The sequence below is a fragment of the Acinetobacter sp. SW-226 genome, from assembly GCF_055632855.1.
Genome location: NZ_CM145752.1, coordinates 3,182,682 through 3,207,823 on the forward strand (window position 1 = coordinate 3,182,682; position 25,142 = coordinate 3,207,823).

Annotated in this window: 20 protein-coding genes; 15 read left to right on the forward strand and 5 right to left on the reverse strand. The window is 40.7% G+C overall.

Features of this window, described 5'->3' with window-relative positions; genetic code table 11:
* Window positions 1-38: 38 nt before the first annotated feature.
* The 4 genes from clpX to tig all read right to left on the reverse strand — a co-directional run bounded on the left by clpX (window position 39) and on the right by tig (window position 4,786).
* Window positions 39-1,349 carry an ATP-dependent protease ATP-binding subunit ClpX gene (gene clpX / locus ACZ8ZH_RS15080; RefSeq protein WP_110975545.1) on the reverse strand — a complete coding sequence of 437 codons (1,311 nt, stop codon included), beginning with the start codon at window positions 1,347-1,349 and terminating at the stop codon, window positions 39-41.
* Between the two features lie 28 nt (window positions 1,350-1,377).
* On the reverse strand, window positions 1,378-1,983 hold the full coding sequence (clpP, locus tag ACZ8ZH_RS15085; protein WP_086209937.1) for an ATP-dependent Clp endopeptidase proteolytic subunit ClpP: 606 nt from the start codon (window positions 1,981-1,983) through the stop codon (window positions 1,378-1,380).
* Window positions 1,984-2,173: 190 nt separating this feature from the next.
* Entirely contained in the window at window positions 2,174-3,325 is a 1,152-nt protein-coding gene (locus ACZ8ZH_RS15090) for an IS4-like element ISAbe18 family transposase (protein WP_058971770.1), read from the reverse strand.
* A gap of 129 nt (window positions 3,326-3,454) precedes the next feature.
* Window positions 3,455-4,786: a trigger factor gene (gene tig / locus ACZ8ZH_RS15095; protein ID WP_086209938.1), complete on the reverse strand. Its 1,332-nt coding sequence runs from the start codon at window positions 4,784-4,786 to the stop codon at window positions 3,455-3,457.
* Between the two features lie 272 nt (window positions 4,787-5,058).
* Between tig and ACZ8ZH_RS15100 the strand changes: the two genes are divergently transcribed.
* From ACZ8ZH_RS15100 to rdgB, 11 genes are all read left to right on the forward strand, one after another.
* Window positions 5,059-7,197 (forward strand): TonB-dependent receptor domain-containing protein, encoded by a 2,139-nt coding sequence (locus ACZ8ZH_RS15100; RefSeq protein ID WP_119064590.1) that lies wholly within the window; start codon window positions 5,059-5,061, stop codon window positions 7,195-7,197.
* Between the two features lie 342 nt (window positions 7,198-7,539).
* On the forward strand, window positions 7,540-9,777 hold the full coding sequence (locus ACZ8ZH_RS15105) for a TonB-dependent receptor (protein ID WP_086209940.1): 2,238 nt from the start codon (window positions 7,540-7,542) through the stop codon (window positions 9,775-9,777).
* 119 nt (window positions 9,778-9,896) lie between these two features.
* Window positions 9,897-10,580: a Fe2+-dependent dioxygenase gene (locus ACZ8ZH_RS15110; RefSeq protein WP_119064592.1), complete on the forward strand. Its 684-nt coding sequence runs from the start codon at window positions 9,897-9,899 to the stop codon at window positions 10,578-10,580.
* Between the two features lie 375 nt (window positions 10,581-10,955).
* Window positions 10,956-13,280, forward strand: coding sequence for a catecholate siderophore receptor Fiu (locus tag ACZ8ZH_RS15115; protein WP_119064594.1), 2,325 nt, complete (start codon window positions 10,956-10,958; stop codon window positions 13,278-13,280).
* Between the two features lie 124 nt (window positions 13,281-13,404).
* Entirely contained in the window at window positions 13,405-14,088 is a 684-nt protein-coding gene (locus ACZ8ZH_RS15120) for a Fe2+-dependent dioxygenase (RefSeq protein WP_086209943.1), read from the forward strand.
* Window positions 14,085-15,191, forward strand: coding sequence for an alpha-hydroxy acid oxidase (locus ACZ8ZH_RS15125; protein ID WP_119064595.1), 1,107 nt, complete (start codon window positions 14,085-14,087; stop codon window positions 15,189-15,191). Before ACZ8ZH_RS15120 ends, ACZ8ZH_RS15125 begins: the two co-directional genes overlap by 4 nt.
* Before the next feature lie 357 nt (window positions 15,192-15,548).
* Window positions 15,549-17,246, forward strand: a complete 1,698-nt coding sequence (leuA, locus tag ACZ8ZH_RS15130; protein ID WP_119064597.1) for a 2-isopropylmalate synthase — start codon at window positions 15,549-15,551, stop codon at window positions 17,244-17,246.
* 101 nt (window positions 17,247-17,347) lie between these two features.
* Entirely contained in the window at window positions 17,348-18,508 is a 1,161-nt protein-coding gene (gene metX, locus ACZ8ZH_RS15135) for a homoserine O-succinyltransferase MetX (RefSeq protein WP_086210021.1), read from the forward strand.
* Window positions 18,508-19,101, forward strand: coding sequence for a methionine biosynthesis protein MetW (metW, locus tag ACZ8ZH_RS15140; protein ID WP_004979039.1), 594 nt, complete (start codon window positions 18,508-18,510; stop codon window positions 19,099-19,101). The genes metX and metW overlap by 1 nt, the downstream gene beginning before the upstream one ends.
* Entirely contained in the window at window positions 19,098-19,688 is a 591-nt protein-coding gene (locus tag ACZ8ZH_RS15145) for a tetratricopeptide repeat protein (protein WP_086209946.1), read from the forward strand. The genes metW and ACZ8ZH_RS15145 overlap by 4 nt, the downstream gene beginning before the upstream one ends.
* Window positions 19,689-19,792: 104 nt before the next feature.
* The gene (rdgB, locus tag ACZ8ZH_RS15150; RefSeq protein WP_119064599.1) at window positions 19,793-20,419 is read left to right on the forward strand and encodes an RdgB/HAM1 family non-canonical purine NTP pyrophosphatase; all 627 of its coding nucleotides are present in this window, start codon (window positions 19,793-19,795) and stop codon (window positions 20,417-20,419) included.
* A 58-nt stretch (window positions 20,420-20,477) separates the two neighbouring features.
* On the opposite strand, the gene ACZ8ZH_RS15155 is transcribed toward rdgB, so the two are convergent.
* Complete coding sequence (locus tag ACZ8ZH_RS15155) at window positions 20,478-21,359, reverse strand: AEC family transporter (RefSeq protein WP_086209948.1); 882 nt, start codon at window positions 21,357-21,359, stop codon at window positions 20,478-20,480.
* Window positions 21,360-21,545: 186 nt separating this feature from the next.
* On the opposite strand from ACZ8ZH_RS15155, the gene tatA reads away from it, so the two are divergent.
* From tatA to ACZ8ZH_RS15175, 4 genes are all read left to right on the forward strand, one after another.
* Window positions 21,546-21,764, forward strand: a complete 219-nt coding sequence (tatA, locus tag ACZ8ZH_RS15160; protein WP_086210022.1) for a Sec-independent protein translocase subunit TatA — start codon at window positions 21,546-21,548, stop codon at window positions 21,762-21,764.
* A 12-nt stretch (window positions 21,765-21,776) separates the two neighbouring features.
* A complete protein-coding gene (gene tatB, locus ACZ8ZH_RS15165; protein ID WP_119064601.1) occupies window positions 21,777-22,199 on the forward strand; it encodes a Sec-independent protein translocase protein TatB in 423 nt (140 codons plus the stop codon).
* The gene (gene tatC / locus ACZ8ZH_RS15170; protein WP_119064603.1) at window positions 22,196-22,972 is read left to right on the forward strand and encodes a twin-arginine translocase subunit TatC; all 777 of its coding nucleotides are present in this window, start codon (window positions 22,196-22,198) and stop codon (window positions 22,970-22,972) included. Before tatB ends, tatC begins: the two co-directional genes overlap by 4 nt.
* Before the next feature lie 185 nt (window positions 22,973-23,157).
* Window positions 23,158-25,134, forward strand: a complete 1,977-nt coding sequence (locus ACZ8ZH_RS15175) for a PhoX family protein (protein WP_119064605.1) — start codon at window positions 23,158-23,160, stop codon at window positions 25,132-25,134.
* The last annotated feature ends 8 nt before the right edge of the window (window positions 25,135-25,142 follow it).

The window sequence follows — 25,142 nt, forward strand, 5'->3', positions numbered from 1 at the left end:
AAATACTCGATTTTCACACGTTTCAGATGAATAACAACTTAAGCGGACTTTGAGTTAATCACTTTTAAATCAACTTTAGCTGTATCTTTCTGTTCGATTCTTGGTAAACGCTCTGGCTTAAATAATGGCGCAGCTGTACCGTTAATCACGTCTTCATTCACCACAACCGTGCCAACATCGGTACGACTTGGTAAATCATACATGGTTTCAAGCAGCGTATTTTCCAAAATAGAACGTAAGCCACGTGCACCCGTATTGCGGTCTAAGGCTTTTTTCGCCACAGCGCGTAGTGCTGAGTCTTCAAAAACCAGATCAACATTTTCCATATCAAACAAATGTTGATATTGACGTGTCAGTGCATTCTTCGGTTCAGTCAGAATTTGCATCAAAGCTTCTTCGTCTAACTCTTCCAAAGTCGCAATTACAGGTAAACGACCAATAAACTCTGGAATCAGACCAAATTTCACCAAATCGGTTGCTTCAACTTGACGGAACAAATCAGACAATTTCTTGCCTTCATCTTTCTTCTTCACTTCAGCAGTGAAGCCGATGCCGCCTTTTTCTTGACGCTGTTGTACGATTTTCTCAAGACCTGAGAATGCTCCACCACAGATGAACAAGATATTTGAAGTATCAATTTGAATAAATTCTTGCTGCGGATGCTTACGACCACCTTGAGGTGGAATAGAGGCAACCGTACCTTCGATCATTTTCAGTAAAGCTTGTTGTACGCCTTCACCCGACACATCACGCGTGATCGACGGATTTTCAGACTTACGGGTGATCTTGTCGATTTCGTCGATGTAGATAATACCTTTTTGCGCTTTTTCTACATCGTAGTCTGCTTTTTGTAGAAGCTTTTGAACGATATTTTCAACATCTTCACCGACATAGCCTGCTTCGGTAAGTGTCGTTGCATCAGCCATAGCAAAAGGAACATCGAGCAGACGTGCCATCGTTTGCGCAAGTAAAGTTTTACCCGAACCTGTTGGCCCTACCAATAAGATATTACTTTTCGCAATTTCAACAGCCTCATCGTGCTTATGCCCACCATGTGTCGCTTTAAGGCGTTTATAGTGGTTATAGACAGCAACAGACAAGGTTTTCTTTGCCACATCTTGACCAATGACATATTGATCTAATGCCGCACGAATTTCGTGAGGTTTAGGCAATGGTTTTGCAGCCCAGTCACCCGACTCAACTTGTTGACTGGTTTGCACCAAGTCTAAGCATACGTCCACACATTCATTACAGATGTACGCGTCCTCGCCTGCAATCAGTTTCCCGACCTCAGACTGCGTTTTACCGCAAAATGAACAATGCTTTTGTCCTTGAGGATGTTCGGACATATTCACTCCAATTCTAAACTTTTAAAACTTATGGACGTTTAGATAACACTTCGTCCACGAGACCATATTCTTTTGCAGCTTGTGCTGTCATAAAGTTGTCACGGTCAGTATCACGTGCCACAGTCTCAAAGTCTTGACCACTGTGCTCTGCCATTAAACGGTTTAAACGCTCTTTAATAAACAGAATTTCACGTGCATGAATTTCAATATCAGATGCCTGACCACGGAAACCGCCTAACGGTTGGTGGATCATAACACGTGCATTTTCAAGGCAATAACGTTTACCTTTCGCACCAGCATTCAACAAGAATGCACCCATTGATGCTGCCTGCCCCATACAATAAGTCACAACGTCTGGCTTAATGAATTGCATGGTATCGTAAATCGCCATACCTGCAGTCACTGAACCACCTGGTGAGTTGATGTAAAGGTGAATGTCTTTATCTGGGTTTTCCGCTTCTAAAAACAACATTTGCGCGACAATCAAATTTGCCATGTTATCTTCAACTTCACCAGTCAAGAAGATGACACGCTCACGTAACAAACGTGAATAGATGTCAAATGAACGCTCACCACGAGATGACTGTTCTACAACCATTGGAACTAAAGCATTTTCGATAGTTGGAATATACATACGTTTATTTATTCCTAAATTTTTTGTTACTCAACTCATAGTCACAATATGAGGGATAATTGCTGAAAATGCAAAATATTCCCAAGTAAATAACAGATATTTTTTGCATAAGCTTTGTGAACACAAGAGCTTTTACAAACCTAAATCACAATAAAAAAGGCGCTCAAAGCCATTGCTGTCCCACAATTTTTCACAAGAGGAAGCTCATTTGAGCTTCCTCTTGTTTTATGGGTATTTTATCGGGTGAAAATAAAGCTTTTAAAGTTCTTCTTTCAAACAAATTCACTTGAATTATTCTGAGTAAACGTTGAACTGTCCAACCTGTTTTCCCTAAATGTTGAGCGAAACTCACCAATAAATAGGCGATCATCGCAATCCAGATTTGTGTCTGAATTGCGTTCCTGCTGCGGCCTAGAAACGCTTTTAATTTGAGATTCTGCTTAATCGCCTTAAAGAACAGCTCAACTTTCCAACGATCTTTATAAATCGCCGCAATGGTGGAGGCGGCTAAATGAAAGTTATTGCTGAGAAAGCTAAAGTGCTTGCCACTTTGCTGATCTCTATATTCAATTCTTCTTAACACTGGGGCTTTTCTTTTTAGGGCATGTGCGCTATTCAGCTGAATGGTTTCATCTTTTAGAATACCTTTGGATTCAAGCACTGGATGTTGCTGGATCACCTGATACACAGATTTAGGCCTAAAACGTGTGACAAATCCAATGTTTTGAGCAGTCAGATTTGCATACCATTGGTAATCGACATAGCCTTTATCAAAAACTACAATGCTGCCAGCAGGAAACTGGAATTTGCGACCTTGTACCATGTCATTTTCTTTGCCATTTTCAACTGCAACAAACTCAGGAATATCATTGCTGTGATTCAATCCTATGCTGAGTTTCATGCTGGCTTTTGAGTCATGAACTTTGGCCCATTCACATAAGGAAAGCGACAGGTCAATATGACTGGCATCCAAGGAATACAAGGGATTTTTAAAGCGAAATTTATGAGCTACTTTTGAGTGTTCATAGTATTTAAGCAACTTGTAAAATAGCTGTTGATACAAGGCAGCAGGCTGCTGCTCATTGATTCGTGCCAGCGTGCTTCGGGGAATAGATTTTGCTCCGAGATGACTTAGCTTTTCCTGTTGGCACTCCAAATTGGATTGAATATCTCTCAGACTTTGCCTACAAGAGAATTGAGACATCAATATGGCAATAAACTGATCCCAACGGGAAGTCGCTCTAAATTTCTGTCCAACATGGTGTACTTTAGCAAGTTGTTCAAAATCCTGTCGCACAACAGGTTTAATTAGCTCATAAAATACGGTATTCTGATGTGACAAAACCTGAATCCTGGTCGTTAAAGTGTTTGTTTACACTCATATTTTAACTGTTAGGACTCAGGTTTTTTTATTTAAAGCAAACTATGGGACAGCAGTGCGCTCAAAGCGCCTTTTTTACTTTAGCTAAACTTAGCCTTGTTGACGAGCTTGTTGCTCTTTCAATAAGTCTTCGTAGCTTACAGCTGTATCCGTTACTTTAGCAGATGCCAAAATGTGATCAACCACTTGGTCTTCCAACACAACAGCTTCGATTTGCGAACGTTGTTGTTTGTCATTTTTGAAGTATTCGATCACTTCAGCTGGATCTTCGTAAGAAGAAGCCATGTCTTCGATGTAAGCATCAACACGTGCTTGATCTACTTCGATTTTAGCATCAGCTAAAACCTTGCTTACCAGTACGCCTAATTTTACAGATTTTTCAGCTTGTTCTTTGAACAATTCATCTGGAAGCATGCTTGAGTCAAATGCTTTCGCACCTTGAGCACCAAACTGCTGTGTGAACTGTTGAATCATTTGTTGACGTTGACGGTCAACTTCTTGAGCAACCATAGATGCTGGAAGTTCAACTTCGTTTGCAGCAACAAGCGCATCAAAAGTAGCACCCTTCACTTGGTTACGTAGACCATTTTTCACTTCACGTTCCATGTTTTTACGAACGTCAGCTTTTAATTTTTCAACGCCTTCTTCTTCAGTTAGACCAAAAATTTGAAGGAATTCAGCATCAACTTCAGGAAGTTTTTGCTTTTCAACAAGCTTCACAGTGATTTTGAATTGTGCAGCTTTGCCTGCAAGGTTTTCAGCTTGGTAGTCTTCAGGGAAAGTAACATCAATCACTTTCTCTTCGCCTTTCTTCATACCAACGATGCCGTCTTCGAAGCCAGGAATCATACGACCTGAACCTAAAACAAGTTTAAAGTCTTCAGCAGAACCGCCTTCAAACTTCTCACCATCTACAGAACCTTCAAAGTCAAAAGTGACTTGCATGTCTTTTTTAGCCATGCCTTTTGTTTCAGTCCAAGAAGCACGTTGCTTTTGAAGGTTTTCAATCATCTGGTCAACGTCTTTGTCGTTCACTTCAGATGCTTTACGTTCAACTTCTAAACCAGCAAATTTAACTTCAACTTCTGGATAAACTTCAACAGTCGCTTCATATACAAGCGCGTCGTCTTTTAATTCAGATTTTTCAATGTTTGGCATACCAACAGCATTGATTTTTTCTTGTTGGATTGCTTCGAATACCGTGTCACGAATGATGTCGCTTACGACTTCTTGGTAGATACCCGCGCCATATTCACGACGAACAACATTTACTGGCACTTTACCTGGACGGAAGCCGTTGATCTTCACAGTTTTAGCAGTGCGTTTTAAGCGAGCTTCGAACTGCTCGTTAACACGGCTCGTCGGTACAGATACATTTAAACGACGGGTAACACCCGAAACCGCTTCAGAAGTTACTTGCATGGCTTCCTCAATATTTTGGTAATAACAATTTTAAAAAGTGCCACATTATATGACAACATTGAACGATATACAAAACACCTGATTGAAACCATATATTTTTTAATTCTTTTAGCAGTTTTTTATTTTCCCCTCATCTCCACATTCCCACCAAATTAAATACAAAGTATTATATTTTTTATAGTTTTTGTTGCAAATGATAAATACTACCATTAAGATTTGCACCATAATTGAACATTTTTCTTTTTTTCTCGTCCGTCATTGGAACTCTAGTTATGAGTAAGTTTAATCTACACCCTCTTTCACTGGCATTGCTCGGGGCAATAGCCACTCCTGTTTTTGCAGAAACAACAACTGAAGATTCATCCACCCACCAGCTTTCCACCATTGTGGTTTCAGCTGCTGGCTTTGAACAAGATATTAAAAATGCACCTGCTTCTATTAGTGTCGTGACTAAAGAAGATATAGAAAAGAAAAATGCGACCAGCATTGCCGACCTATTGGCTGATGTGCCGGGTATTGACGTTCGTTCTGGTGTGGGAAAAACATCAGGATTGAATATCAAAATGCGTGGCCTAGGCAATGACTATAGCCTGATTTTAATTGATGGTCGCCGCCAAACCACCTCATCAGATGTTACTCCAAACGGCTTTGGCGAAACATCAAATGGTTTTTTACCACCTTTAGCCTCTATTGAACGTATTGAAGTCATCCGCGGACCAATGGCAACACGCTATGGTTCCGAAGCGATGGGTGGTGTGATTAACATCATTACCAAAAAAATAAGTAATGAATGGAATGGTAACGTCACTGTCAGTGGCAATGTCATGGAAAGTAATGCTGAAGCTGACTCATGGAAAACCAGTTTTGTCTTGAATGGCCCAATCATGCATGATCGTTTAGGCTTACAACTCCGCGGGAGTTATTTAGATCGTCAACGTTCAGAACGCATTGTGGCGGGTTCAACCTCTCGCGACCCACGTCCAAGCAAAGCTGAAAACTATGATATCGGTGGAAAGTTACAATTTACATTAGATGATAAAAACTCTTTCTGGGTTGATGGTTTTACTTCAAACCAAACCTATGACAACTCTGACCAGCGATTAGGTAACTTTTTTAGCCGTGGTGGCATTGCAGGCTATGAAGATGAGTTAGAGTTCAATCGTGTGCAAATCTCAGCAGGACACGATGGTAACTACGATTTTGGTCAATGGAAAACGTACATTAGTCAAAATAAAACTGAGACCAAAGGTCGTACTATTCCAACTGATGCCTTCCCTACTTTAGCAGGCCTACCACGCACCTTAGAAAATATAGATTTAGTTTTTGATTCACATTTGGTTGCTCCAATTGCGAACCATAAACTCACTGTGGGTACAGAATATAAAGATGTCACTATTGCTGACGATATTGCAGGTATGGGCAAAGAGTTTACTCAAGATACATGGTCAGTCTATGCAGAAGATGAATGGAGTTTATTAGATAACTTACATTTCACTTTCGGTGGTCGTTATGAAGATCATTCAGGATTTGGTGGTCACTTTAGTCCACGTGCATACCTAGTATGGAATACAACGGATGCTTTAACGCTTAAAGGTGGTGTAAGTACAGGTTATAAAACACCATCAGCCAAGGACTTATACAACGGTATTATTGGCTATAGCGGTCAAGGTACAACACCAAGCCTTGGTAATCCGGACTTAAAACCAGAGACATCTGTTAACTACGAACTCGGTTTAAACTATCAACCTACAGATACTTTAGACTTTAATGCTACTGCATTTTTTAATGTCGTCGAAGACAAGATTGTGTCTAGGAATTTTTCATGTGCAACCAATGATTGCTCAAACTTCAATAGCAATGTGACTTCTTATAGCAAAAGTTTCAATGCCGATGAAGCAGAAATTTATGGCTTAGAAACATCGCTTAAATATCAAATCATTCCCGAATGGGATGTCAAAGCGGCCTATACTTTTACCGAATCTGAAATCACTAAAGGTGCAAATAAAGGTTATACGCTTGAGTCAACGGCTAAACACTTATTTAACCTAACATCGACTTGGCATATTAATGATCGCCTTGATGTCTGGTTACAACACGAATATCAGTCAGGACGTCCTCGCTATCTAGCAACACCAACTGGTGGAGAAATTAATATTGAACGACATACAGACAATAAATTTTCTGCTTACAACCTATTCAATTTAGGGACAAGCTATCAATTAAATCATCATGTCCGCATCAATGCCGCTGTAAATAATCTATTAGATAAAGACTTTACCGAGTATATGGATTATGTCGATACCAACGGCAATGTTCAGCAAGCCTATAAATATTTATCTATTGGCAGAAGCTCTGAAGGAACCTATTTACCTGGTCGTAACTACTGGCTATCCATTTCTTATGATTTCTAATGATACTTAGCATCATGTAAAAAACCTGCTTCGGCAGGTTTTTTGAGAAGCTACATGGAGCATATAGATCCAACACAATTCCTTCATATTCATCAGACATTTTCAAAAATATGACTGATAAAAATATAGATTCTAAATTTCAATAATATTACAAAAATACAATCTACTTTTCCAATAGATATAAAAATCAATTAAATATGTTGATTTTATTATATTATTACATTTATTTTTCCAGTTTAATTCATTCTTAACATCTAAAATTTCAATGTAACAATTAGGAAACAAAAAATAAGAATCATTATTATTCGCATACTAATTTACAACGCTAGAACTAGACTCGTTATGGCCTTCATCAAAACACGTAAAAAGCTGGTTTCTTCAGCAATCGCTTCAACACTTTCAGTGATTGCAGTCAATGCTGTTGCACAAGATCAAGTTACGCAACTAGAAACAATTCACACGGAAGCGGCAGCAGAACAAAGTTTGAAAGTCGATAAATCTGCAAACAGCAAATTTGTTGCTCCTCTACTGGATACTCCAAAGTCTGTTGCTGTTATTTCTAAACAGTTGATTGAAGACACTCAAGTTACAACGTTAAGCGATGCTTTACGTACCGTACCAGGTATTACCCTCGGTGCTGGTGAAGGCGGAAACCCAAATGGAGATCGTCCATTTATCCGTGGTTATAGCTCTGAAAGCTCAATTTATGTGGATGGTATTCGTAATTCAACTTCTCAAAACCGTGAAATGTTTGCAGTAGAGCAAGTTGAAGTAACGAAAGGTTCTGCATCTACTATGGGTGGTGCAGGTTCAGTTGGCGGAAGTGTCAACATGATTTCTAAAGTGGCTAAAAAAGGCGACTCTCTAGAAGGTTCTGTTGGTGCGGGAACGGATAACTACCAGCGTATCACGCTAGATGGTAACAAAGACTTCGGCAATGGTATTGCAGCTCGTGTTGCAGTGATGGGACACCATAACGAGAAAGCAGGCCAAAAAGATGGAGCTGAATATGCTCGTGTTGGTATTGCACCAAGTATTACATTTGGTTTAGATAGCGATACACGTGCAACCTTAAGTTATTATTATTTAAAATCTGATGATACCCCTGATTCAGGTGTACCTTATTGGAATTCGTCAAATAATACAGCAACAGGTAAACCTTTAAATGTTAAACAAGGTATTTACTATGGCTGGAAAGATCGTGATTTTCAAAAACAAGAGAATCAAATTGGCACAATTAAGTTAGAACATGATCTGACTGAAAACCTTACGATTAGCAATACAGCAATGTATACCAAGTCCAAAAATAACTATATTTGGACTCAACCAGATGATTCTAAAAAAAATATAGCAAATGGTAGTATTGCTCGTCGTGCAAATGGACGTATTACAGATACCAATGGTTTCACAGATCAATTAAGCCTAAATGGTAAATTCAATACTGGAACAATCAAACACAGTTTCAACACAGGGGTGGAATACAGCGAGCTTAAATCTGACAAAGGTAATTACCAAATTAAAGATTTAGGAACAACCACAACTACTCTGCCTGGTGCAGCAGCAACACATAATTTAAATGCGAGCGGTGGTTGTAATGGGCTGATTGGTGCAGCATCAAACTATTGGTGTACAGATGCATACAATCCTAATTCAAGTGATCCTTGGTTAGGTAGCTATTCTGCTAATAAAGCAGTAACGACTTCAACAGCAAAATCAACTGGTATTTATTTACTTGATAACATTGAATTTACGCCTAAATGGTTACTAGATATTGGGCTTCGTTGGGACAAATTTGATACCGAATTAAAAACAAATGCAACAGGCGTAAGCATTGAAAATAATACTGACTTCTTTAGTTATCAAGCAGGTCTAACATACAAGCCAACTGAAAACAGCAGTATCTATGCAAGTTTTGCAACTTCCGCAAATCCTGTTGGTATTGATGCAGGGGATGGCTCTGAGACATCTCTTAGTGCAACAACGAAAGACCTAGAGCCTGAAGAAGCTCGAACGTACGAAATTGGTACAAAATGGGATGTACTCAACAATCGCTTAAATTTAAGTGCTGCAATATTCCGTACTGAAAAGCAAAATACGCGTATTTTATTAGATGCGACTACTTATACCAATGCAGGATCAAGCAAAGTTGATGGTATTGAGTTAGGTGCTAATGGTAAAATTACTGACAAATGGGCTGTTAGTGCAGGCTACACCTATTTAGATAGTGAGTTAACAAAGGCTGCGTATAATGCAACGGCGAACGAAGGGAAACAACTTCAAAACGTTCCTGAAAATAGTGCTACTCTTTGGACCACCTATCAAGTTATGCCTCAGTTAACTTTAGGTGCTGGCGCAATCGCTATGGACAAAGTCTTTGGTGATGCTGCAAATACCAAATGGGTTCCAGGCTATGTACGCTACGATGCTATGGCACGTTATAATGTAAATAAAAATGTTAATTTACAATTAAACGTAAATAACCTTTCAGATAAACGTTATTTCACTAAAGCGTATGCTTCTCACTATGCAACTGAAGCTGAAGGTCGCAATGCAGTATTGTCTGTGAACTTCAAATACTAAGTGAACCGACTGAATCTCATGCATTCATGATCGAATTATATAAAAATAGCCTCTCTTTGAGGCTATTTTTATATATGCTTAAATATTAAAGATGTTTTTCCTTTTCAGCAGGCCGTATTGTGATCCACCATATTCCCCATGTGTTAAGCAAAGAACAAGTTCAATACTTTCGCAGTGAAATGTCGAAAGTAAAATGGATTGATGGAAAAAAAACCACAGGATCACTCTCAAAAAATGTAAAACAAAACCAACAACTCCCTGAAGATCACCCTCTCACTCAACACTTAGGCAATATCATTCTAGAAGCACTCGGAAAGCATCCATTATTTCTATCCGCCGCCCTACCCTTAGATATTTTGCCACCTTATTTTAATCGCTATGAACAGGGGGAAACCTTTGGCTTCCATGTCGATAATGCCATTCGTTGGATTGCTGGAAGCAAAGATCGGATTCGTACCGATTTATCCTGTACTGTTTTTTTGAGTGAGCCTGACGAATATGAAGGCGGAGATTTGGTCGTAGAAGATACTTATGGTTATCATGAAGTAAAACTACCTGCTGGAGATATGATTCTATATCCATCGACTAGCGTACACGAAGTCACCCCTGTAACTCAGGGTTGCCGCGTGGCTTCATTCTTTTGGGTTCAAAGTATGATTCGTGATGATGCTGATCGTCATATCTTGTTTAATCTTGACCAAACTATCCAAAACCTACGTGTGCAACTGAGCGACCAACATGAAGAGGTGGTAAAGCTCACTAGCCTGTATCATAATCTGATGCGAAAATGGGCTGAGCTTTAAGTAAAACTAATAGAATTAGTCCATTTTGAAGCATGGATTGACTATGCTTCAATGGAAGCTATACACTTTTCATATAATTATAAGATATTGGTTTAACTATATTTTTACCATTTGTTTTAATTCACCATTATATTTAGTTTACTTTTCACCAATCATTATTGTTTTCCTTAATTAATAAAGATTTATTAAACATTATTTCCATACATACAAGTGAATTTTTCAGCCTAAAAACCATTGTTAACGATAATTATTATCAATAGAATTCGCAACCACAGTTACATAGCTTAACAATACCTCCATGATTACTGCACTTTATGGTTCGACCCGAACTGAGCAGTGATGGAACTCTGTCGTATATTATTTGGGACACCGACAATGGCAAAAATCAAAAGCCGTAAACATAACCGTACTGCACAATTTGTTGCATTAGCAGCTTCTCTCCCACTGATGGCACATGCAGCAACGCCAACAAAAGATGATTCAACTGTGCTACCTACCATTACAGTGAAGTCGGAAGTCGAAAGTAAATACAAAACAGACAAAGTTAGTTCTGCAAAATACACCCAACCTTTAGTTGATACACCACAAACGATTTCTGTAATTAAAAAAGAATTACTCAAAGAACAAGGTGCAACATCTCTAACTGAAGCATTACGTAATACACCAGGAATTACGTTACAACTTGGGGAAAATGGTAATACCAGTGCAGGCGATTCTTTTCAAATGCGTGGATTCGACACCAAAAACTCAATTTATGTCGATGGCATTCGTGATATTGGCGCCGTGAGCCGTGATATCTATAATCTTGAGCAAATTGAAGTCGTTAAAGGACCATCTGGGGCAGAAGCTGGTCGTGGTGGTGCGGGTGGATATATTAATCTCGTCAGCAAATTACCGCATTTAGAAAACAGCCAAGAAGTTTCTGCAACTTACAATACCGCAGAACATGCACGTCTTACTGCAGACATCAACCAAGCCCTTTCTGAAGGGTCTGCACTTCGTCTAAATGTAATGGGTCAGCAAGGCGGGGTAGATGGTCGTGACTATGTAGAAAATAATGGTTATGCCATCGCTCCATCTATTGCTTTTGGCTTAGATAGCGATACACGTTTTTATTTATATTCACAGCATATAGTACAAAACAATATCCCAGATGGTGGTATTCCAACCATTGGCATGGACGGCTTTTACTACAACAACACGGATACAAAACTAACCCAAGCTCAAAGAGACATCATCAATACTGCTGTGAATGCAGCAGAACCTGTTGATCGTGAGAACTTCTACGGTAGCGTTAATGATTATGAAGACGTTGAAGCCCACATGTTTACAGCCAAAGTTGAAAGTGATCTAAGCAAAGGTGTGAAACTCACCAATATTTCAAGATTTGGTAAAACTGAAATGAATCGCGTCTTAACGGGAGTGAATGCTTTAGTCATTAGCAATCTTGCAACACCTAAAGATCCAGACTCATGGTCTGTAGCTCGAACTCGCCAAGGGGTCGATCAAGAAAATAAGATTTTGACCAACCAAACTACACTCAACATCAACACTCAAACGGGTGCGATTGAACATGACATCGTTGCTGGTTTAGAGCTCTTACGCGAAGAACAATACAATAAAACATTAAGCACACAAACCCCAGGGAAAGCTGCTCCAAGCATTACATCTGCAAGTTTATACACACCTAACCCTTATCAAAATTTACCAGACCTCGTCTACACGGGGGCATATGCCAATGGCCAAACAGATACTGTCGCGGCCTATTTATTTGATACTTTAAAATTTGGCGAACGTTTCCAGCTTAATGGTGGGGTCCGTGTCGATTATTACGACACCCAATCCGATGCTTTAACCGTCACGACGAATTCTTCTACTTTAGCCGTGACCCGCACACCAAGCCAGTTGAGTACGCATGGTACACTGGTCAGTTGGAAACTCGGTTCTGTGTTTAAACCAACCCCTGCAAGTAGTGTGTATGCTTCTTATGCGAAATCATTGACACCACCAGGTACGGCATTCGTTCTCAACAATAGTGCCAGCTCAGCCGCAAATGCTGCGAATGATCCAACTGTTAAGCCACAGGAAACCCATCATTATGAAATTGGGACAAAATGGACATTCAATGAAGACAAACTCATTTTAACTGCTGCGGCTTACCATACAGAAAATGAAAACCAAATTACTCAAGATCCGATTAGCTTACTGTACATTCCTGAAGGAAAAACAACAGTTAAAGGTTTAGAGTTAGGTGCTGTTGGTCAATTGACACGTGCGTGGAATGTCTCAGCAGGTGTTGCCTTTATGGACACAGAACAAGAGAACCAGCAAACCTATAATGCAACGACTAAAGTGTGGACTGAAAATGATTCAGTTCGCTGGTCGCCTGACTGGACTGCAACGTTGTGGACGACTTATAGCGTAGCTGGTTTTAGAGCGGGTCTTGGAGCGCGTTATGTAGATGAACAAAAGCGTGCAATTAGCACAGGTTCAACCGCAACAACAACCATGCCTGTTATTCCAAGTTATGTCGTATTTGATGCCTTACTGGGTTATACCTTTAATGAACATGCCTCATTAAACCTGAACATCTACAATCTTGCAGATAAAGATTACATTAGTACGCTTAATAATAGCGGTGCACGATTAGTAATGGGACAACCACGCTCTGCGGCACTGACCTTTAACTATAAGTTCTAAGAACCAAGCTAAAACGCGTTTAGACCTCAAACAAATGTAGTGTATTATCCCAATACACTACATTTTTACATTCAAATCTATCTTAGCCAATGGCCAGCTTGTCCCAAGGGGAGCCTAAAACGATATGATGCTACATATTCCAGCTGTGTTAACCAAACAACAAGTAGCGCAAATTCGACACCAACTGGATCATAGCCATGCATGGGTTTCAGGACAGGATAGCGCAGGTGCACAAGCACAAAAAATTAAAAGTAACTTACAAATTGATGTACATAGTGCAATTTATCAAACACTTCACCCTATACTTTCACAAGCCATCCAACAAAACACTTTAATTCGATCTGCAACTTTGGCAAAACATGTATTAACCCCGATGTTTAATTGCTATCAATCCCTTGGCGCATACGGCAACCACGTGGATAGTGCAATACAGTTTAGCTCGGATGCAGGACAAGCAATTCGTACCGATGTTTCCATCACCGTTTTTCTGTCAGAACCGCATGAATATGAAGGCGGTGAATTAATCATTGAAGATCATTATGGTAGCCATGAAGTCAAACTCGACGCAGGCGATGCGATTATTTACCCTGCAACCAGTCTACATCGTGTTGAACCCGTGACCCAAGGGAAACGAATTGCTTCATTTACGTGGATGCAAAGTATGGTCAAAGATGATTGGCAACGCAGTATGCTATTTAACTTGGACATGACCATCTTAAAACTACGCCAACAGCTCGGGGACAGTGAAGAAGTGCTGAATCTCACTCACCATTATCATAATTTATTACGTCAATGGGCTGACTTATGAACCCTGCACCAATCTTAGCACCACTCACCCAAATTCCTGCCTCCCTGCAAACCATTGCAGACTATGAACGCCAAGCAGAAAAACATCTGCCAGAAATGGTTTGGCACTATTTGCAAGGTGGTTCAATGGATGAGCTCAGTGTTCAGAATAACCTCGCTCAATTCCAAAACCTGCACCTAATACCACGCATGTTAAGAGATCTCACTCAAGGCAATACGAGCTGTGAAATCTTAGGACAAAGCTTTCCACATCCTATTTTTGTTGCACCGATTGGTCATCAACAGCAGTTTCATCCTGACGCAGAAGCTGCAACCGCGTTGGCGGCTGAAGTACTCGGCAGTAATATGATTTTGAGTACTTTTACCAATACCGATATGCGCACATTTAAATCAGAGAATCCCTACAAATGGTTTCAACTGTACTGGCAAGGTGACCGCGATAAATCTTTGGCTTTGCTTAAACTCGCTGAGGGACAAAATTTCACCGCCATTGTCATCACTGTAGACTCACCACATACAGGGATTCGTGACCGTGAACGTCGTGCATTTTTTCACTTACCTGAAGGCATGCAACACCCACATACCCCTGCTCATATTCCGCTACCTGAACTGCAAGAAGGTGATCATCCCGTGTTTAATGGCCTAATGAAAATTGCCCCTACATGGGAAGATATCGCGTGGATAGTTCAACAGACTGATTTACCCATTCTGTTAAAAGGCATCGTCAGTCCACTCGATGCGCAACTGGCTATTCAACACGGCGTACAAGGCCTGATTGTCTCCAACCACGGTGGTCGCGTTTTAGATACCTGCATTCCCCCATTAAAAGCCTTGCAGCTCATCAAAAAGACCGTACCTAGTGACTTCCCGCTTTTATACGATGGCGGTATTCGTCGCGGTTCAGATGTATTTAAGGCGATTGCCTTAGGTGCTTCCGCAGTTTTAGTTGGGCGACCGTGTATTTATGGTCTGGCCACCGCAGGTGCTTTAGGCGTTGCCCACGTGCTTAAAATCTTAAAAGAAGAGTTTGAAATCACCATGGCTTTGATGGGCACTGCAACTCTTGCAGATATACAGACAGATATGGTTATAGAGTTTTCATAACCCTCTATAAATAGCGAATGAAATGAATCAAATTCGTTATTTATAGAAAAATATCAAACACATTGAAAACATATGCGGAAATATTTCCCCTATAGCGCCCAATAGCGGGAAATATTTTTTCAGATACGACTAAAAGCCATAAAAAAAGAAAAATCTTTTCGACTTAACTGCATTAAACTCTTCAATATAAGCTTACAAGGTTACTCACGGTAAATCTAAGTCGTATCAAACATTTATGTTTACGCACTCCCTGAAGACTCCCTTGTAAATAGAGCACATAGACACAATCTATATAAATAGTAGGTTGCTTTTTCTTACCCACTCAAATGCAACCCATACTATGTAAGGAGTTACCTCATGATGTTAGCTGATCCAAGTAAAAAATATCGTCGCATGTACCAACGTGTTGACTTGCCAGACCGTCAATGGCCAAACAACGAAATTACAAAAGCGCCTATTTGGATGAGTACTGACCTACGTGATGGTAACCAAGCAATTTTTGAACCGATGGATATGGAACAAAAATTTAAAATGTTCCAAATGTTGGTCAAAATTGGTTTCAAACACATTGAGATCGGTTTCCCTTCTGCATCTCAAATTGACTTTGACTTTACCCGCAAATTGATCGAAGAAAATCACATTCCAGACGATGTCTATATCGAAGTTTTGGTTCAAGCACGTGATCATTTGATCCAACGTACTTTTGAATCTTTAGTCGGTGCAAAACGTGCGATTGTGCATATTTATAATTCAAATGCCCCAACCTTCCGTCAAAAAGTCTTAAATGTCGATGTTGCGGGTGCGAAAAAATTAGCAGTTAATGCAGCGACCAAAGTTAAAGAATATGCAGCACAATATCCTGAAACGGAGTGGATATTCCAATACAGTCCAGAGTGTTTCTCTGCAACCGAATTAGACGTTGCAAAAAACGTGTGTGATGCAGTCACGGAAATTTGGGAAGCATCTCCAAGCAATAAAGTAATCTTAAACTTACCTGCAACAGTTGAAGTTTCAACACCGAATGTTTATGCAGACCAAGTCGAATGGATGCACCGTAACATTGAACGTCGTGATGGTGTCATCATTTCGGTACACTGTCACAACGACCGCGGCTGTGGGATTGCGGCATCAGAATTGGCGATTATGGCCGGTGCAGACCGTGTCGAAGGTTGTGTGTTTGGTAATGGCGAACGCACAGGTAACGTCGATGTTGCTGCAATTGCCTTGAACATGTATACCCAAGGCGTTGCACCAAACTTAGATTTCTCAAATATTAATGAAATTATTGCAACGGTAGAAGAATGTACAGGCTTGCCTGTTCACCCTCGCCACCCTTATGCAGGTGACTTGGTCTTCACAGCGTTCTCTGGTTCACACCAAGATGCCATCAAAAAAGGCTTCGAGTTCCAAAAGAACGAAGAAATTTGGGATATGCCGTACTTACCTATCGACCCGAAAGACTTGGGTCGCGACTATGATGCTGTAATCCGCGTCAACTCACAGTCAGGTAAAGGTGGTATTGCTTACTTGTTAGAAGCAAATTACAACGTGGTCTTGCCACGTCGTATCCAAATTGAATTCTCTCAAACCGTACAAAAACGTACCGATGAGGAAGGCACTGAAATTACCGCACAAGAAATTTGGAAATTGTTCAAAGAAACCTATGTGAATACCAAAGATACACATTATTCAACCAAAAACTACCGTTTATATGACAACAACGGTAAGCAAGTGGTTGAGCTTGAAGTTGAAGTAAATGGTGAAACGCAGCAATTACGTGGTGAAGGCAACGGCCCGATCTCTGCAATGTTAGATGCTTTACAGTTACCAATTGATGTCTTGAGCTATGAAGAGCGTGGTATTAGTTCGGGTGCCAATGCAAAAGCACTGGCTTTGGTTGAATTACAAGTCAAAGGCACAGGCAAATCAGCATTCGGTGCGGGTATTCACGACAACATTGTGACCTCATCAATTGAAGCGATTATTGCGTGTACCAACCGCTTAATTGATCAAGGTGTGTTAAGCACAGATCAAGTCATTGCTGCTGCGGTATAAGTATTAGCAATAATAATTAGCACTAAAATGACTTTAGAAGGATACCCTCAAGTGGTATCCTTTTGTTTATTAATCCCAAAGATTTAAGGCGTATTATTCCTGTGTCTTTTCCTGCTGACTCCGTGGGTATCGTTACTCCACAAAAGTTTACTTTTGAAGAGCCGTTAGAGCTCGAATGCGGTCGTATTCTTCCTCGTTATGAATTGATGGTTGAAACCTATGGGGAACTCAATGCAGATAAATCCAATGCGATTTTAATTTGCCATGCGCTATCAGGACATCATCACGCCGCGGGTTATCATCATGCCGATGATAAAAAACCGGGTTGGTGGGATGCTTGTATTGGCCCAGGTAAAGCGATTGATACCTCGAAATTTTTCGTGCTTGCACTGAACAATATTGGCGGTTGTAATGGTTCTACGGGTCCAACTTCGCCAAACCCTGAAAATGACAACCGCCCTTATGGCCCAGACTTTCCTTTAGTCACCGTCCGTGACTGGGTTAAAACCCAAGCCATTTTATCTGATCATCTGGGCATTCATGTCTGGAGCGCGGTGATTGGCGGTTCATTGGGTGGTATGCAAGCCTTGCAATGGTCGGTTGATTATCCTGATCGCTTGCAAAAATGCGTGATTATTGCCAGTGCGCCGAAATTATCGGCTCAGAATATTGCCTTTAACGAAGTCGCACGCCAGTCAATTTTGTCTGATCCAGACTTCCATGATGGTCGCTATCTTGAAAATGACAGCTATCCAAAACGTGGCCTAATTTTGGCACGTATGGTCGGCCATATTACCTACTTATCTGAAGAAGCCATGAAGCAGAAATTTGGTCGTGACCTAAAGTCAGGCAAATTTATGTATGGTTTCGATGTCGAGTTCCAAGTCGAAAGCTATTTGCGTTATCAAGGTGAGCAATTTAGCCGTAACTTTGATGCCAACACTTACCTGATTATGACCAAAGCTTTGGATTATTTTGATCCTGCGCGTGAGTATGAGCAGTCTTTAGTTAAAGCCATGTCACAGACCAAATGTCAGTTCCTCGTGGTGTCCTTTACCACCGACTGGCGTTTTACCCCGCAACGCTCACAAGAAATTGTGGATGCGCTGATCACCAACCACAAACCAGTGAGCTATTTAGATATCGACGCTGAACAAGGCCATGACTCATTCCTGTTCCCGATTCCTTTGTATGTAAAAGCATTACGTGCATTTCTGGGCGGTTCTGAACACCTTCAAGCAACATCTCAGGGGGCTGTGTAATGCGTATTGATCATCAACTGGCAGAAAAATGGATCAAACCTGATTCCAGCGTACTCGATTTGGGCTGTGGTGACGGTGAATTACTGGCCCATATGAGCAAAAAGCACAATATTCGCGCATATGGACTGGAAATTGATCAAGAAAAGATTGCAATTGCGGTCGGTCGCGGGTTAAATATTATCCAACAAGACTTAAACTTGGGTTTAAGCCGTTTTGCAGACCAGTCTTTTGACTATGTCGTTATGGCACAAGCCTTGCAAGCGGTAGATGCACCAGATGTTTTATTACGTGATATGGTGCGCGTAGGGAAACAGGCAATCATTACATTTCCTAACTTTGCCCACTGGAAGACCCGTTCTTTCTTGGCACTGAAAGGAATGATGCCCGTTTCTGAAGCTTTGCCGTACATGTGGTATAACACACCCAATATCCACTTATGTACTTTCCGTGATTTTGAAGCACTTTGTGCGGAAAATAACATCAGAATTATTAATCGACTCGCTGTAAATGGGGATCAACAAGATAGTTTACTCAGTAAACGTCTCCCGAATTTGTTTGGTGAAGTCGCAATTTATCGAGTGAGCGCTCTATGAAAAAACTATTCTTAAGCACGACGCTACTGGTTGGACTTTTGAGCATTCAAGCTCATGCAGATTATGTTTCCCCAACCACGTCTGTTGCGAGTCAAGCTGCACAATATTCTGTTATGGATATCAATAGCTTAATTAAAGCAGCAAAAGCAGGCCAGCCTGCTGCACAGTTCTATCTTGCAACCAAGTACCAACAAGGCAAAGACATTGCTGCAGATGAACGACAGGCTTTTGCTTGGTATAAAGCTGCTGCTGATCAAGGTCTTTCGGCGGCTCAGCTGAATGTGGGACGTATGCTTGCAGATGGTCTAGGCACCAAAAAAGATGAATCTTTAGCACGTCAATACTTTGAAAAAGCAGCCAGCCGTGGTGATAACCGCGCAAGCTTTAACTTAGCCATGATGGAAGAGCAAAAGAAAAATTACATGGGTGCTTACCAATGGTATGAACTTTCAACCCGTGATGGCATGCTCGACAATAAAGTAATCACGCTTTCTGAAGGCAAGAAAACAGCCTTGGCAGCAAACTTAACCCAAGATCAAATTCGTCAAGCACGTGACCGTGCAGACAAATGGATTCAAGCCCAATAAGCTTTTATTTCCATACTCAGCACCTTCGGGTGCTTTTTTATTGCCTATCCATGAGTAGGACTTGTTAAAATAACCGCATAATTTTTAAAGCACGGATCTTTCACATGGCATCAACTGATTGGTTATCTCAAGGCACGTTAGTCCTCGCAAGCAATAACAAAGGCAAAATTGCTGAATTTGAAAAATTATTTGCAGAACTCAACTTACCTGTCGAAGTGATTGCTCAAGGTAAATTGAATATTGATGATGCCATTGAAGATGGTTTGAGCTTTATTGAAAATGCCATCATTAAAGCACGCCATGCCTCTAAAATTTCAGGAAAACCTGCCATTGCAGATGACTCAGGGATTTGTGTTCCAGTTTTAGGTGGTGCACCTGGGATTTACTCTGCGCGTTATGCAGGTGAACACGGCGATGATGCTGCCAATAACCAAAAACTATTGGCTGAACTCAAGCCATTGCGTAAAGACGATCAAGTGATTGAAGGCATGTTTGTATGCGTTTTAGCCTTAGTACAACATGCCGATGATCCCCTTCCTCAAATTTTCCAAGGCATTTGGAAAGGTGAAGTACTCGAAGCTGCTCGCGGTGAAAATGGGTTTGGTTATGACCCACTGTTTTGGTTACCGAACTTAGGGCTCTCAAGTGCAGAAATGAGCAAAGAAGAAAAAAATAAAATCAGCCATCGTGGTCAGGCGATGCAACTGTTTAAAGCCAGTTTGAAACACTAAAATCTAGCTTTACAATAGATCCCTCTCCTCCTTTTCAAAGATCAGGATGAGGGATTCTTTATAAACTCGGAATCAAAGCATGGATCAGTAAACCATAAGCACCAATCAATATCGCACTGGCAATCGTACCTGATGCAATGTATTTCGCAGAATGTCCTGTACCTTGATAATATGTTTCTAAAGCCACAATATTTGCCGCTGGTGGCAATAAAAAGAACATCAACATAATGGCATAAGTCAAAACCACATGCGGAATGGGTAACCAAAAATACGCCACAGTACACAATAAAACGGCAATTAACATCCGACTAAAAATCAAAACGAGGCTCTGTTTTAAGTCGATCCAATGAATCCTGACTTTACTGAGCCACATGCCCAAAACACACATCCCTGAAAACGTCACCAAAACTTTATTTAACTGATACAGAAACTGAATCACTGGATGATGTTCCCACAGACTTAAATCCCAAACTGACAGTAGAGCGGCGACACAAAGCGCAACTACAGGCGGAGAAAGCAGGACATTTTTTAAAATAAACTTTGGATCTTGCTTGGTTTCACTCACTGCAATTACGGCGCAAATATTACCAAAAAGTGACCCTCCAATATACAAAGCGACAATCGTGCTACTGGCTTCAGGGCCAAATATCGCCAAGGCAAATGGAAAACCCAACCATGCGCCATTTAAGTAACTCAAACACAGTACACGTAATTTATCTTTAAGCATGGCATAAAAGATAACAAAGAAAAAAATAGAGCTAAAAAAGCTAAATGCAATCAGCCACAGACTTCCCTCTTTGTAAAACACCATGTTGTAGATAATGACAACAGGAATCAGCAAACGTGCCAATAATGAAGCTAAAAGTGCACGAAACGATTTTAGCTTTTCGGCTCCCCAGTACCCGATCAGAAATGAAATGAGAGGAAGAATGAGCGCCATTGAGTTATTTTTTCATATAGAGAAAGGCTAAATCCTAGCACAGTCATAACGATCCAATAGGTGAAAGTTCACTTTTCTAAATGTCTTTTTTATCGCATGTTGTCTTGAAACTGAAATATGACCGTCACCTCCATGTCATACAAGCCTGTTGATATAGGGAAAACGAAAAATGATGAGGAACGACCCATGGCGGGATTATCAATTTGGCATGTACTAATTTTTGCAATTGTTGTGATTCTTCTTTTTGGTACAGCCAAACTCAAAAACTTAGGTAAAGACGTTGGTGGTGCTGTAAAAGACTTTAAAAAGTCGATTCGAGATGATGAAACAGAACAGGCACAGTTAAATGAGCCAAAAACAATTGATGCTCATGTCAAAAGTACAGAAAGTACGATCAAAAGCTAAGCGAGCATTGCCATGCTAAATATCGGTATGACAGAACTATTATGCTTCGCTGTTGTTGCATTATTAGTTTTAGGTCCTGAAAAGCTACCTGAAGCGGCACGCTTTGCAGCCAAATGGTATGGCAAAGCCAAACGCTTTATCAATAGTGTTCAAACAGAAGTCGATCGTGAGCTGAAGCTTTCTGAATTTCGTCAAGAAATCCAAAAAGAAATTGAACGCATGACTGAGTTGGAACAGCGTCTACAAAAGCAGCTTGATCATCTCAGTCAATCTGCTCCAACGGTCAAAGTTGAAAATGCAATAACCTATAAATATCAGTGGCTAGCCCCTTCTCCTTTAGCCCCATTTTCAATCAACCATCTTAAACAACATGCTACACCTATGCCCAACGCAGCGAATGTACCTATCCAACCTGAATTGAAGATCGCAGTATGAATCAAGTGTCAACAAGGCCCGGCTCAAGCACAGGCCAAGATGAACAATTAGAACAAATGCCTGTCATGCAGCACTTAATTGTACTGCGTAAGTACCTATTTAAAATTGTTGGTATTACCCTGTTGTTGTTTTTTTGCCTACTGCCATTTCGTAATACAACCTATCAATTGCTATCAGAGCCATTACGCCAACAACTCCCCGTCAACTCCACCATGATTGCGACAGATGTCACAGCAACATTTATGGCGCCATTTAAATTAAATTTATTTGTTGCGCTGATGTTGGCTATGCCAGTTATCATCTACTTACTTTGGTCATTTGTTCGACCCGCACTCTATGAGAAAGAGCGTTTTTTGGCCATTCCTTTGCTCGTTGGGAGTATTGCACTGTTTTATATTGGCGTAGCCTTCGCCTATTTCATTACCCTTCCAGCCATATTACATTTTTTTATCAGTGTCTCACCTGAAAGTGTTGCACCGATGACAGATATCAATAGTTATCTCAGTTTTTGCCTGAAACTTTTTTTAGTGTTTGGACTCACTTTTGAAATTCCAATTATTACCCTCATCCTGATTTTAATTGGTGTGGTTAGCACTCAAAGTTTGGCTGAAAAGCGTCGCTTTATCGTAGTCGGATGCTTTTTCATTGCCATGTTTGTCACACCTCCTGATGCACTTTCGATGATTATGCTTGCAGTACCAATGTGGTTATTATTTGAAGTTGGTTTATTTTTCGGAAAACTATTAGAAAAAAGAAAAACTATAAGCCACTAAAGCTTAAAAAGAATCAATTTCTCTTCCCTTTCCTCCAACACTGTATGGAGGATTTTTCATTTGTAATTTAAAGCATCATCCTATCAACTTCTGTCTTTAAATTGACCCAAAACTGTAAATAAAACGTCATTTGCGCTTCCTACAATCTAGCTCAACTTACTTACAATTATTGATATGGACTTACTATGACAGCCACAACAAATCAGCCAAGTCGTCGTGATCTTTTAAAATGGTTTGCGGGAATTCCTTTTTTACCGCTTGGGGCAATGACAACCGCAGCAGCATTAAGCGGTTGTAATGACAGCGACAACGAAACCAATGTAACACCACCAGTGACAAAACCTGCAAACTTAAAAACAGCAACATTTACAGCAATGGCAGCACCGATTGTAATTGCTGACCGTGCTAAAACTTCGGTCAGCTCAAAACTCAAAATCGACTGGGATGACTCGACCAGTTCAGAGTACCAACTCGGCTATCAAAGCTTTTTTGAAACGGGTAATACAGTGCCTAAATGGGGCGGTGGTGAAATCATTGCTGGGGGCTATTTTAATGCCAAAGGTGAAGCCATTATGGATACATCTGTTCCAAGCTCACCACGCCAATTCTTTTCAGACTGCCCAGATGGCTCATCACTGATCCATTTAGAAGGTGCTCAGGTTGAAGGTGTAAGCAATCCAGTGTTCCATGTGGTGCAATTTGAATATGCATCCCTAAACTTAGCTGGCGTGAGCGAGTATGGCAACTTACCCTCCCCAATCGCGATTTTAACGCTAGACCAAAACCAAACGACAGGCCATTTAGAGCTTAAAAAATACTTTAATGTTGATACATCGGCAGTTCATGGACTATGGATCACGTGTGGTGCAAGTCTGTCGCCGTGGAACACACATTTATCGAGCGAAGAATATGAACCTGATGCATTTGAACAAGGTATTGGCGGGCCAAGTCCAAAAGGGATCAGCAAAAACTTCTTTGGGGATGAAACAGTCGCTAAACCATATAACTATGGTCATTTACCTGAGGTGATTGTCAACAAAGACGGTAGCGGTAGCATTGTAAAACACTTCTGCATGGGGCGTATCTCGCATGAGCTTGTACATGTTATGCCGGATAACCGTACCGTGATTATGGGCGATGACTACACCAATGGCGGTTTCTTTATGTTCATTGCCGATGTCGCAAAAGATTTGTCGGCTGGTAAGCTTTATGTCGCTCAATATGTATCTGAACTGACAGAGAGTAGCACAGGTCAAATCAAATGGATTGAACTTGGTCATGCAACCAGTCAAGAAATTGAAAACATGGTGAATGTTAACAATATTCAACCTAGCGATATTATGGAAAGTTTAACCACCAATCCAAATGACACGTCATACACCGAAATTATTTTAGCCAAGAAGAAACTTTGGGTAAAAGTAAAACCGGGTATGGAAAAAGCAGCAGCCTTCCTTGAAACCCACCGTTATGCAGCACTCAAAGGTGGCAGTATGGCCTTCACCAAAATGGAAGGCACCACCATCAACATTAAGGATAAAGTGGCATATTCTGCTTTAGCCAACATTCAAGATTCAATGATCAAAGACAATGCGGCATGGGTTGCTGCGCACAATGTTTCATTTACGAAAAAAATCACCGCAGGTGGCGTGCTGGCACATGATTTAACAGCAGGACAGAACACAACCGATGGTCAACCAATCGACAGTGAGTGGGTTCCACATCAATCTAAAATGTTATTGATGGGTGAAGACATCACAGTAGATAGTTTAGGCAACACTGCAAATCCAGATAAAATCGCAAGCCCTGACAACTTAAAGTTCTCTGAAACGCTACGTACGTTGTTCATTGGTGAAGACAGTGGGAACCACCCAAATAACTTCCTATGGGCATATAACGTTGATACCAAAGCAGATCCTGTACGTTTACTCTCGACCCCTGCTGGTGCAGAGTCAACTGGTTTACATGCGGTAGACTCTGTGAATGGTTGGACTTATATCATGAGCAATTTCCAGCATGCGGGTGATATGAAGAGCTTATCAGCAGATTTGAAAGCCGCAACCTTAGCCAATTACAATAATGGCTATAGTGCAAGTGTGGGTTATTTAACAGCAGACTTGATGCCATCTATTGAAAAGAAAAAGACTGAAACCAAAGCCTCTTAAAACCGACC

Excerpts from the sequence above, each read along its gene's own strand:
- leuA (WP_119064597.1), top strand. The coding sequence starts at position 15,549 with ATGATGTTAGCTGATCCAAGTAAAAAATATCGTCGCATGTACCAACGT.
- metW (WP_004979039.1), top strand. The coding sequence starts at position 18,508 with ATGCGTATTGATCATCAACTGGCAGAAAAATGGATCAAACCTGATTCC.
- ACZ8ZH_RS15100 (WP_119064590.1), top strand. The coding sequence starts at position 5,059 with ATGAGTAAGTTTAATCTACACCCTCTTTCACTGGCATTGCTCGGGGCA.
- clpP (WP_086209937.1), bottom strand. The coding sequence starts at position 1,983 with ATGTATATTCCAACTATCGAAAATGCTTTAGTTCCAATGGTTGTAGAA.
- ACZ8ZH_RS15105 (WP_086209940.1), top strand. The coding sequence starts at position 7,540 with ATGGCCTTCATCAAAACACGTAAAAAGCTGGTTTCTTCAGCAATCGCT.
- clpX (WP_110975545.1), bottom strand. The coding sequence starts at position 1,349 with ATGTCCGAACATCCTCAAGGACAAAAGCATTGTTCATTTTGCGGTAAA.
- ACZ8ZH_RS15125 (WP_119064595.1), top strand. The coding sequence starts at position 14,085 with ATGAACCCTGCACCAATCTTAGCACCACTCACCCAAATTCCTGCCTCC.
- tatC (WP_119064603.1), top strand. The coding sequence starts at position 22,196 with ATGAATCAAGTGTCAACAAGGCCCGGCTCAAGCACAGGCCAAGATGAA.
- ACZ8ZH_RS15155 (WP_086209948.1), bottom strand. The coding sequence starts at position 21,359 with ATGGCGCTCATTCTTCCTCTCATTTCATTTCTGATCGGGTACTGGGGA.
- ACZ8ZH_RS15145 (WP_086209946.1), top strand. The coding sequence starts at position 19,098 with ATGAAAAAACTATTCTTAAGCACGACGCTACTGGTTGGACTTTTGAGC.
- ACZ8ZH_RS15120 (WP_086209943.1), top strand. The coding sequence starts at position 13,405 with ATGATGCTACATATTCCAGCTGTGTTAACCAAACAACAAGTAGCGCAA.
- rdgB (WP_119064599.1), top strand. The coding sequence starts at position 19,793 with ATGGCATCAACTGATTGGTTATCTCAAGGCACGTTAGTCCTCGCAAGC.
- tig (WP_086209938.1), bottom strand. The coding sequence starts at position 4,786 with ATGCAAGTAACTTCTGAAGCGGTTTCGGGTGTTACCCGTCGTTTAAAT.
- tatA (WP_086210022.1), top strand. The coding sequence starts at position 21,546 with ATGGCGGGATTATCAATTTGGCATGTACTAATTTTTGCAATTGTTGTG.
- ACZ8ZH_RS15175 (WP_119064605.1), top strand. The coding sequence starts at position 23,158 with ATGACAGCCACAACAAATCAGCCAAGTCGTCGTGATCTTTTAAAATGG.
- ACZ8ZH_RS15115 (WP_119064594.1), top strand. The coding sequence starts at position 10,956 with ATGGCAAAAATCAAAAGCCGTAAACATAACCGTACTGCACAATTTGTT.
- tatB (WP_119064601.1), top strand. The coding sequence starts at position 21,777 with ATGCTAAATATCGGTATGACAGAACTATTATGCTTCGCTGTTGTTGCA.